This is a genomic window from Pseudomonas sp. GM49 (assembly GCF_000282355.1).
Classification (GTDB): Bacteria; Pseudomonadota; Gammaproteobacteria; order Pseudomonadales; family Pseudomonadaceae; genus Aquipseudomonas.
Window position 1 is genome coordinate 1 of the sequence record NZ_AKJL01000323.1, and the last position, 7,807, is coordinate 7,807.

The window sequence follows — 7,807 nt, forward strand, 5'->3', positions numbered from 1 at the left end:
CCCCCCCCCAACGCAGGGGGGGCAGCAAAAACCCAGCGTCGTTATTTTCAACTCATGACAATCCGTGCGCCCTTCACGTTCGCGAACAGGTGAGCCTATGAAAATAATAATAATGCTGTGTGTCATTGCATCGCTGACCGCCATGCTGGTAACCATCCCCCCGATCAAGGAAGTCTGGCTGCAATCGCGTTATCTGGCCGACGATCCGTGCAAGTCCTATCCATACACCTGCTTCAGGCCTGCGGTGAGTTTCGCCTCGCTGCACTGACCGCTCTCAGTCGCGACCGACACCTGACCGGGCGCGAAACTGGGCAGGTGTGACCCCGTGGGCCGTCTTGAAGGCGGCTGTCAGGTGACTTTGTGAACTGAAACCACACTCCAGCGCTACATGCAGGATGGGCAGGTCGGTTTGCATGAGCAGTTCACGCGAGTGCTCGAGCCGCAGGTGCATCACATACCGGTGGGGAGCAATGCCCATGGCATTGTCGAACAGCCGGCGAAAATGCGCCGGGCTGACCCCGGCCCGGGTCGCCAACTGGTTGATCGACAAGTCTTCGGCCAGGTGTTCGCGCATGTAAGCCACCACCGATTGCAGACGCGCCAACTGAATATGCGGCGGGTTGATCGAGCCCGGGGTCTGCATGCGTAGCGCACGGCACACCTGTTCGAGCATCACGGCCGCCAGCTGCGCCATGAACCCCTGGTCGGCCTTTTTTCCCAAATTCAGCTCATCGAGCAACTGCCGGGCTGCCGCACTGACCAGGGCGTCGCTGAAGGCCAGCGGTGCCTGGGTCCTGGCACAGCATTCCAGCAACCGGCCAAACACACCGTCACAGCGCTCGGGAATGTAGAACACCGCGAAGTCCACGCTGCCCGAGTAGCGCCAATGGGTTGCGCAGTGGGCCGGCATCAGCATCGACATGCTGGGCAATGTGCTCAGGCGCGACGTCTCGTCCGTGCCCTCTTCCACCCGCGAACCACCGAATTGAGTGAGCAAGGTCATGACCCCCACCGGGGCCATGTCGAGGTCTGTCTCGTGCAGAAAATAGCGCTCGGCATACAGCGGCATCTGGTTGCACACCGGGCCGCCGACCATGGGCAGTCCCAACACTTCATGGACTTTCTGTTGCGGCGTCACTGGTGCTCCTCGATGAGCAGATTTTGACAAATATGCCCCCTTTTCCAGTGAGTTGTCGATCCCGGGAAGAACAATCATGGCGTCCATGTTCCAGCCCCCACGCGGTCGATAGCGTGGGTTCGTTCCTTCCCCGGATGAGCAAGCGCCAATGATCACATTACATGACACCTTGCAGTTGCCCGCCGTTGGCCTGACCGGTTTTGAAACGCCATTGAGCGAAGAAGAAGCAGCCATCCAGCAATCGGTGCATCAGTTCGCCAGGAATGTGTTGCGCCCGGTCGGCCAGGCCCTCGACAAGATGGAAGCGGCCGATGTCTGCGCGCCCGGCTCGCCCTTTTGGTCGGTGTTTGCCCAAGCGGCACAGCTGGGTCTTGATGCGGAACTGCTGACGCAGTTTCCCGCCGAAACCGCCGTGCGCCTGGAGTCGCTGATTGGCGAGGAAATGGGCTGGGGCGATGCCGGCCTGGCCGTTTCCCTGGCGGTCGCCGGCTTCCCACTGCGCATGGCAAAGGCCGTGGGCAATCAGGAGCTGGTGGAACTGTGCCAGGGCAAGATCGGCTGCTGGATGATCACTCATCCGGACAAGGGCAGCGACATCATGGTCTATGACATGAAGCGCGAATGGCCCCACGGCCAGTCCGGCAACAAGGGCACCCTCACGGCCAGAGTCGGCAAGGACGAGATCGTCCTCAACGGCCAGTGCTCGGCCTGGGTATCCAACGGGGCCGTGGCGCAGGTGGCGCTGGCCTACATCACAGCCGACTATGGCGACGGCTTTTTCGACGCCGACGGCCGCCCCAACGGCGTCGCCGTGATCGTGCCCCTGGACCTGCCCGGCGTATCGCGCGGCAAGCCGCTGGACAAGATCGGCCAGCGCTCGCTGCCCCAGGGCGAAGTCTATTTCGACAACGTGAAAATACCGGCGCGCTTCGCCATCGCCGGCAAGGATCAATACTACGGCAACCAGTCCTCGGCCTGGTCCTACGCCGGTACGCACATGTCCCAGGTGTTCACCGGGGTGGCGCGCGCGGCGTTCGAAATGGCCCTGCAGTACTGCCATGAACGCAAACAGGGCGGTCAGTTGTTGATCGACCATCAGCTCACGCGCTACCGACTGGGTGACATGCTGCGTCAGGTCGAACTGGCACGCGCGGTGGCCCGACGCTCCCTGGCGTTCGCCCGCCTGTCGCCGCAGAGCCATCCCTACGCCACCGCGTCGGCCAAGGTGACCGTCACTGAAGCCTGCATGAAGGTCGCCAATGAAGCGCTGCAGCTGTTCGGCGGTGCCGGTACTTCCCGTGAATACCCGATCGAAAAGATTTTCCGCGATGCCCGCGCCGCCCTGATCGAAGACGGCGAGAACTCCATCATCACGATGCGTGTTGGCCTGCTGTGCCAACAGCTTTATGCCGAAGGCTGGTCGCAGTACTGACCCCGGCTATCACCCCCCCAACCTTTCAAAAACAAGAGAGACACGAAAATGGCTAAATATCCCGTCGTCGTTTATGGCGCCAGCGGCTACACCGGCATGCTCACCATGGACTGGCTGATCGACCAGAACATCCCTTTCACCGCCGTGGCACGCAATGCCGGACGCGTGCGCGAGATGATGGCCCAGCGCGTGGTGCGACTGGAGTCGGCCACCTATGAAGTCATCGAGGCCGAACACACGGTCGAGGCGCTGACCGAGGCGTTCCGTGGCGCCAAGGTGGTCTGCAACACCGTCGGCCCGTTCGTCAAATTCGGCCTGACCACCGTCGAAGCCGCGCTCAAGGCCGGCTGCCATCACCTGGATACCACCGGTGAGCAAAGCTACATGCGCGAAGTGCGGGAGAAGTTCGGCCATCTCTATGCCCAGGCCGGCCTGCTGGTCTCGCCATCGCTGTCCTACATGTTCACCTACGCGGAAATCGCCGCCGAACTGGCCCTGGAAACGCCGGGCATCGACGCCCTGGAAACCTCGACCCTGTGCCGTGGCCCGCGCGGAGTCGGTGCCGGTGTGACCGTGGGCTCGACCGCCTCCATCTTCGAGATGTACCGCGCCGAGCAATGCTACCTGTGGGAGAAGAAACTGGTCCCGCACGCCGTCGGCACCTCCTTCAGCATTCCTTCACCCGAGTTCCTGCAACCGGTCTTCGCCCTGCCATGGGGCGGCACCTCATTGCCGGTGTATTTCGAGAACGACCCGCGCGTGCGCTCCTGTGTTTCCTGCGTCGGCTTCTACGACAACGACGTGATGAAGATGGTGCATGGCCTGGGTCAGAAGTGGGACGCCGAATACAAACACCTGCCGGCAGAGCATCAGGATGAAGTGCTCAAGCAGATCGTTCAGTCGACCACGCCGAGCATGCCACCGCGCGAGCGCACCACCACCGTGCGCATGGTCGACACCGCCATCGGCCGGGGCCAGCTATCGGCCGTGCGTGCCACCGTGCATGGCACCACCGCCTACATCGCCACCGGAGCCTTGCAGGTTGCCGCCGCGATCAAGCTGATCGATGGCGAAACCGACAAGGTCGGCTTCGCTTCCGGCTCCAAGGCGTTCGGGCATCGCTACCTGCTGGGCTTCCTGGAAGAGCGCGGCCTGGCACGGGCCACGGTCACCAAGCTCTGATCGACGGCACGGGAGCCCTTCATGGCCATCATTGATTTTTACGACCGCGGCTGGGGTTTGAACCCGGACGGCATCGCCTATATCCAGGGCGCGCGGTCCTACACCTTCGACGAAGTCGGTGCGTTGTCCTGTCGCATTGCCAACACCCTGCTGGCCCTGGGCTTGCCCAAGGAAACCAAGGGCGCGGTGTGGTCGGCCAACGACGTCACAGCCTGGGCCTGCACCCTGGGCCTGTGGCGCGCCAACATGACCTGGATACCGGTCAATGCGCGCAACTCGGCACAAGAGAACCACTACATCCTCGATGCCTTCGATTGCGAGGTGATGTTCTACCAGGACGAGTTCGCCGCGATCATCGACGACTTGCGTCCGTCGCTGCCTAAGGTCCGGCACTGGGTCTGCATCGATGCCGAAGGTCGCGATGCGCCGTCGCTGCAACGCTGGAGCGCGGAGCAGCCATCGACCCGTCCTGAAGTCGGCTACGACATGGACGACGTGATCATGCTCTCGCCCACGGGCGGCACTACCGGCATGCCCAAAGGGGTGATGAATACGCACCGCAGTACGCAGACCTTCATCGCCCACTTCATGCTGGCTTGCGCTTACCGCAATGGCGAGACGCCGGTGAACCTGGCCGCCGCGCCCATGACCCACACCGCCGGCCTGCTGGCCGTGCCGTGTACCGCCCAGGGCGGCACCGTGGTGGTGGTGACCAGGCCCGACCCGGCGGTGATGCTCGGTGCCATCGCGCAGCACAAGGTCACCGAGTTTTTCCTGCCGCCGACGGTGATCTACAAGCTGCTGGAAATGCCCGGCATCGAGACGATCGACCTGTCCTCGGTCAAGTACCTGATGTACGGCGCGGCCCCCATGTCGGTGCAGAAACTGAAAAAGGCCATTGAGGTGTTCGGCCCGATCATGGCCGGCGGTTACGGCCAGACCGAAGCCCCGGCCAGCATCGCCTTCCTGCGCCCCGACGAGCACCTTGTCGACGGCAAACTGGCCGGCGACGAGCGCCTGTCATCGGTCGGCCGTCCCTACCCGCTGATCCGCGTGGAGGTGATGGACGATGACCAGCGGATCCTGCCACGCGGTGCCACCGGCGAGATCTGCGTGCGCGGCGACCTGGTCATGAAGGGCTACTACAAGCAGCCGGACAAGACCGCCGAAACCCTCATCGACGGCTGGCTGCACACCGGCGACATCGGCCATATCGACACCGAAGGCTACCTGCACCTGACCGACCGCAAGAAGGACATGATCATTTCCGGCGGCTTCAACGTGTACCCCAGCGAAGTCGAGCAAGTGCTGTGGAGCCATCCGGCGGTACAGGACTGCGCGGTGATCGGCGTTCCGGACGAGAAATGGGGTGAAGCGGTCAAGGCTGTGATCGAGCTTAATCCCGGTCAGAGCGTTAGCGCCCAGGCACTGATCGATTTGTGCAAGGAACGGCTGGGCCACGTCATGGCGCCCAAGTCGGTCGACTTCGTCGACAGCCTGCCGCGCAGCCCGGTAGGCAAGGTGTTGAAGAAAGACCTGCGCCAGCCTTATTGGCAAACCCTGGATCGAAAGATCTGACGCCTGTAACCGGCCCTGGCCTGCGTTGGCGACTTCGTCCGGCGCAGGGCCCGGGTCCCCCGATTGCTTCGCCTGACTAATCACAAGGAATTTTCATGAGCACCGTCTATATCGCCGGCATCGCCATGACCGTCTTCGGCCGACACCTCGAACGCAGCCTCGATGACCTGGCGCGCGAAGCGCTCAATGGCGCATTGCAGGATGCCGGGTGCCGCACCGAGGACCTGGGCATCGCCTTTTATGCCGGCATGACCAATGGCCCGCTGCAAGGCCAGATCGCCATTCCCGGCCAGGTCGTACTGAGCAAGGTCGGCATCGAAGGCATCCCCATCTACAACATCGAAAACGCCTGCGCCTCGGGCAGTGCCGCCTTCAATCTGGCCGTGCAGAGCCTCAAGGCCGGCACCACCGACGTGGCGCTGGCGATCGGTGCCGAGAAGATGAACATCGCCGACAAGCTCAAGGCCCTCTCGATTTTCGAGGCCGGCTGGGACATCTCCCGCGCCGAGCAGAACTACCAGACCCTGGTGCAAATGGGCGAAGGGATTGAAGTGCCCGAAGGTAGCGAGTCGGACAAACCCTACAGCAAGTTCATGGCCATCTACGCTGCGATGTGTCGACACCACATGAGTACCTATGGCACCACGCAACGGCATATTGCCGCAGTGTCGGCGAAGAACCATACCCACTCGGTGCACAACCCTTACTCGCAGTTCCGCCGGCCTTTCAGCATCGAAGAGATCCTGGCGGCGCCGCCCATCACCTATCCGATCACCCTGCCGATGTGCGCCCCACTGTCCGACGGCGCTGCCGCCGCCATTCTCTGCACCGAGGAAGGCCTCAAGCGCATCGGCGCCGACAAGACCCGCTGCATCAAGGTCGCGGCCAGCGTCATCCGCAGTTTCAGCAACCGCCGCCTCGATCAGCCCGAACTCCACGTCGGGCGCCTGGCCGCCAAACTGGCCTATGAACAGGCCGGCCTGGGCCCCCGGGACATGCACGTGGCCGAAGTGCACGACGCCTCGGCCATGGGCGAAATCATCCAGGTGGAGAACCTCGGCTTCGTCACCCCCGGCGAAGGCGGCCCGGCCGCCGAACGTGGCGAGTTCACCCTGGGCGGGCGGCTTCCGGTCAACACCTCCGGCGGTCTCGAATCCAAGGGCCATCCGCTGGGCGCCACCGGTATCGGTCAGCTCTATGAACTGGTGACCCAGTTGCGCGGCGAAGCCGGCAAGCGCCAGGTCGAAGGTGCGCGGCATGCCATTCAGGAAAACGGCGGCGGCCTGCAGGGCGTCGAAGAAGCGGCGGTGGCGATTCATATCCTGAGCAAGTAGCCGCCCCCCTGCCAAGAAAGAGGAAGCCAAGATGTTCAACAACAAAGTGGTGGTGATCAGCGGCGCCGGCTCCGGTATTGGCCGCGAACTGGCTGTGCAACTGGCCCGGGAGGGAGCGCTGCTGGCGCTCTCGGACATCGACCGTTCGAGCCTCGATGCCACCCTGGGCCTGCTCCCTGAAGCGAGCCAGGTCCGGGGCTACACGCTGGATGTTTCGTCCTGGTCGGCATTTCAGAACCACGCCGAAGAGGTCATGCGCGATTTCGGCACGGTTCACTACGTCATCAACAATGCCGGCGCCACGGTGATCGGCACCGTGGCCAACACCAGCATCGAAGAGTTCGAGTGGCAACTGGGCATCAACCTGTGGGGCGTGCTGTACGGCACCAAGGCCTTCCTGCCGAAGATGCTGGCCCAGCGTGAAGGTTGCATCGTCAACATTTCCAGCGTGTTCGGCCTGCTCAGCTTCCCCACGCAAAGCGCCTACAACATGTCGAAGTTCGCCGTGCGCGGCCTGACCGAATGCCTCTGGGCGGAACTCAGGGGCAGCGGTGTGCGCGCCATCTGCGTCCACCCTGGCGGCATCAAGACCAACATCGAACGAGCCGGCCGGCGCTGCAAGGCCGCAGGCGCGGAGGAAGCGAAGTTCGCCCGCCTGGCCGACAAGATGCTGCGAACCCCGCCCGCCGACTGCGCCGCCGACATCATCCACGGCATGCGCCACGGCAGCCGCCGGGTCATCACCGGCAACAAATCCAGCACCCTGTTCTGGCTGAGCCGATTGTTCCCCAACAGCTACCCCGCCCTGCTCAGGCTGCTGGGCTGATCCTTGTCTGACCCTATTGAGGAGTACTCCATGTCCAACGCTTACGCCCGCACCCTGTTCAGTATCGCCGCCGGCTTCAACATCCTGGCGGGCCTGCCCTTGCTGGTGGCCACGCAGCCGGTGGCCCAACTGATGGGCTTACAGATAACCCCGACCGCAGGCCTGTTCATCCAGATCACCATGATCGTGGTGCTGATGTTCGGCTGGGCCTACTGGATGATCAGCCGCGACCCGGTGCGCTATCGCCCCTACATCGTGCTGGGGATCGCGCTGAAGATCCTCGTGGTCGCGGTCATCTCCAGCCACTGGCTGGCGGG

General features: G+C 63.2%; 8 protein-coding genes. 7 read left to right on the forward strand and 1 reads right to left on the reverse strand.

The annotated features are described in order from the left end of the window. Positions 1 to 97 precede the first annotated feature (97 nt). The gene (locus PMI29_RS32140) at positions 98 to 268 is read left to right on the forward strand and encodes a hypothetical protein (RefSeq protein ID WP_008004087.1); all 171 of its coding nucleotides are present in this window, start codon (positions 98 to 100) and stop codon (positions 266 to 268) included. Positions 269 to 274: 6 nt separating this feature from the next. On the opposite strand, the gene PMI29_RS01660 is transcribed toward PMI29_RS32140, so the two are convergent. Continuing rightward, positions 275 to 1,138 (reverse strand): helix-turn-helix domain-containing protein, encoded by an 864-nt coding sequence (locus PMI29_RS01660; RefSeq protein WP_008004088.1) that lies wholly within the window; start codon positions 1,136 to 1,138, stop codon positions 275 to 277. A gap of 148 nt (positions 1,139 to 1,286) precedes the next feature. Here PMI29_RS01660 and PMI29_RS01655 point away from each other — a divergent pair, with 148 nt between their 5' ends. From PMI29_RS01655 to PMI29_RS01630, 6 genes are all read left to right on the forward strand, one after another. Further along, positions 1,287 to 2,570, forward strand: a complete 1,284-nt coding sequence (locus PMI29_RS01655) for an acyl-CoA dehydrogenase family protein (protein ID WP_008004090.1) — start codon at positions 1,287 to 1,289, stop codon at positions 2,568 to 2,570. A gap of 48 nt (positions 2,571 to 2,618) precedes the next feature. Further along, a complete protein-coding gene (locus PMI29_RS01650) occupies positions 2,619 to 3,752 on the forward strand; it encodes a saccharopine dehydrogenase family protein (protein ID WP_008004093.1) in 1,134 nt (377 codons plus the stop codon). A 21-nt stretch (positions 3,753 to 3,773) separates the two neighbouring features. Further along, the gene (locus PMI29_RS01645) at positions 3,774 to 5,330 is read left to right on the forward strand and encodes a class I adenylate-forming enzyme family protein (RefSeq protein ID WP_008004094.1); all 1,557 of its coding nucleotides are present in this window, start codon (positions 3,774 to 3,776) and stop codon (positions 5,328 to 5,330) included. Between the two features lie 95 nt (positions 5,331 to 5,425). Continuing rightward, on the forward strand, positions 5,426 to 6,664 hold the full coding sequence (locus PMI29_RS01640) for a thiolase family protein (RefSeq protein ID WP_008004096.1): 1,239 nt from the start codon (positions 5,426 to 5,428) through the stop codon (positions 6,662 to 6,664). A gap of 31 nt (positions 6,665 to 6,695) precedes the next feature. After that, positions 6,696 to 7,490 (forward strand): SDR family NAD(P)-dependent oxidoreductase, encoded by a 795-nt coding sequence (locus tag PMI29_RS01635; protein ID WP_008004098.1) that lies wholly within the window; start codon positions 6,696 to 6,698, stop codon positions 7,488 to 7,490. A 30-nt stretch (positions 7,491 to 7,520) separates the two neighbouring features. Continuing rightward, the coding region (locus PMI29_RS01630; protein WP_008004100.1) for a hypothetical protein at positions 7,521 to 7,807 on the forward strand (287 nt) is incomplete at its 3' end.

Bases quoted from the DNA above. Each gene is read 5' to 3' on its own strand.
- PMI29_RS32140 (WP_008004087.1), top strand. From the start codon at position 98: ATGAAAATAATAATAATGCTGTGTGTCATTGCATCGCTGACCGCCATG.
- PMI29_RS01655 (WP_008004090.1), top strand. From the start codon at position 1,287: ATGATCACATTACATGACACCTTGCAGTTGCCCGCCGTTGGCCTGACC.
- PMI29_RS01650 (WP_008004093.1), top strand. From the start codon at position 2,619: ATGGCTAAATATCCCGTCGTCGTTTATGGCGCCAGCGGCTACACCGGC.
- PMI29_RS01645 (WP_008004094.1), top strand. From the start codon at position 3,774: ATGGCCATCATTGATTTTTACGACCGCGGCTGGGGTTTGAACCCGGAC.
- PMI29_RS01640 (WP_008004096.1), top strand. From the start codon at position 5,426: ATGAGCACCGTCTATATCGCCGGCATCGCCATGACCGTCTTCGGCCGA.
- PMI29_RS01635 (WP_008004098.1), top strand. From the start codon at position 6,696: ATGTTCAACAACAAAGTGGTGGTGATCAGCGGCGCCGGCTCCGGTATT.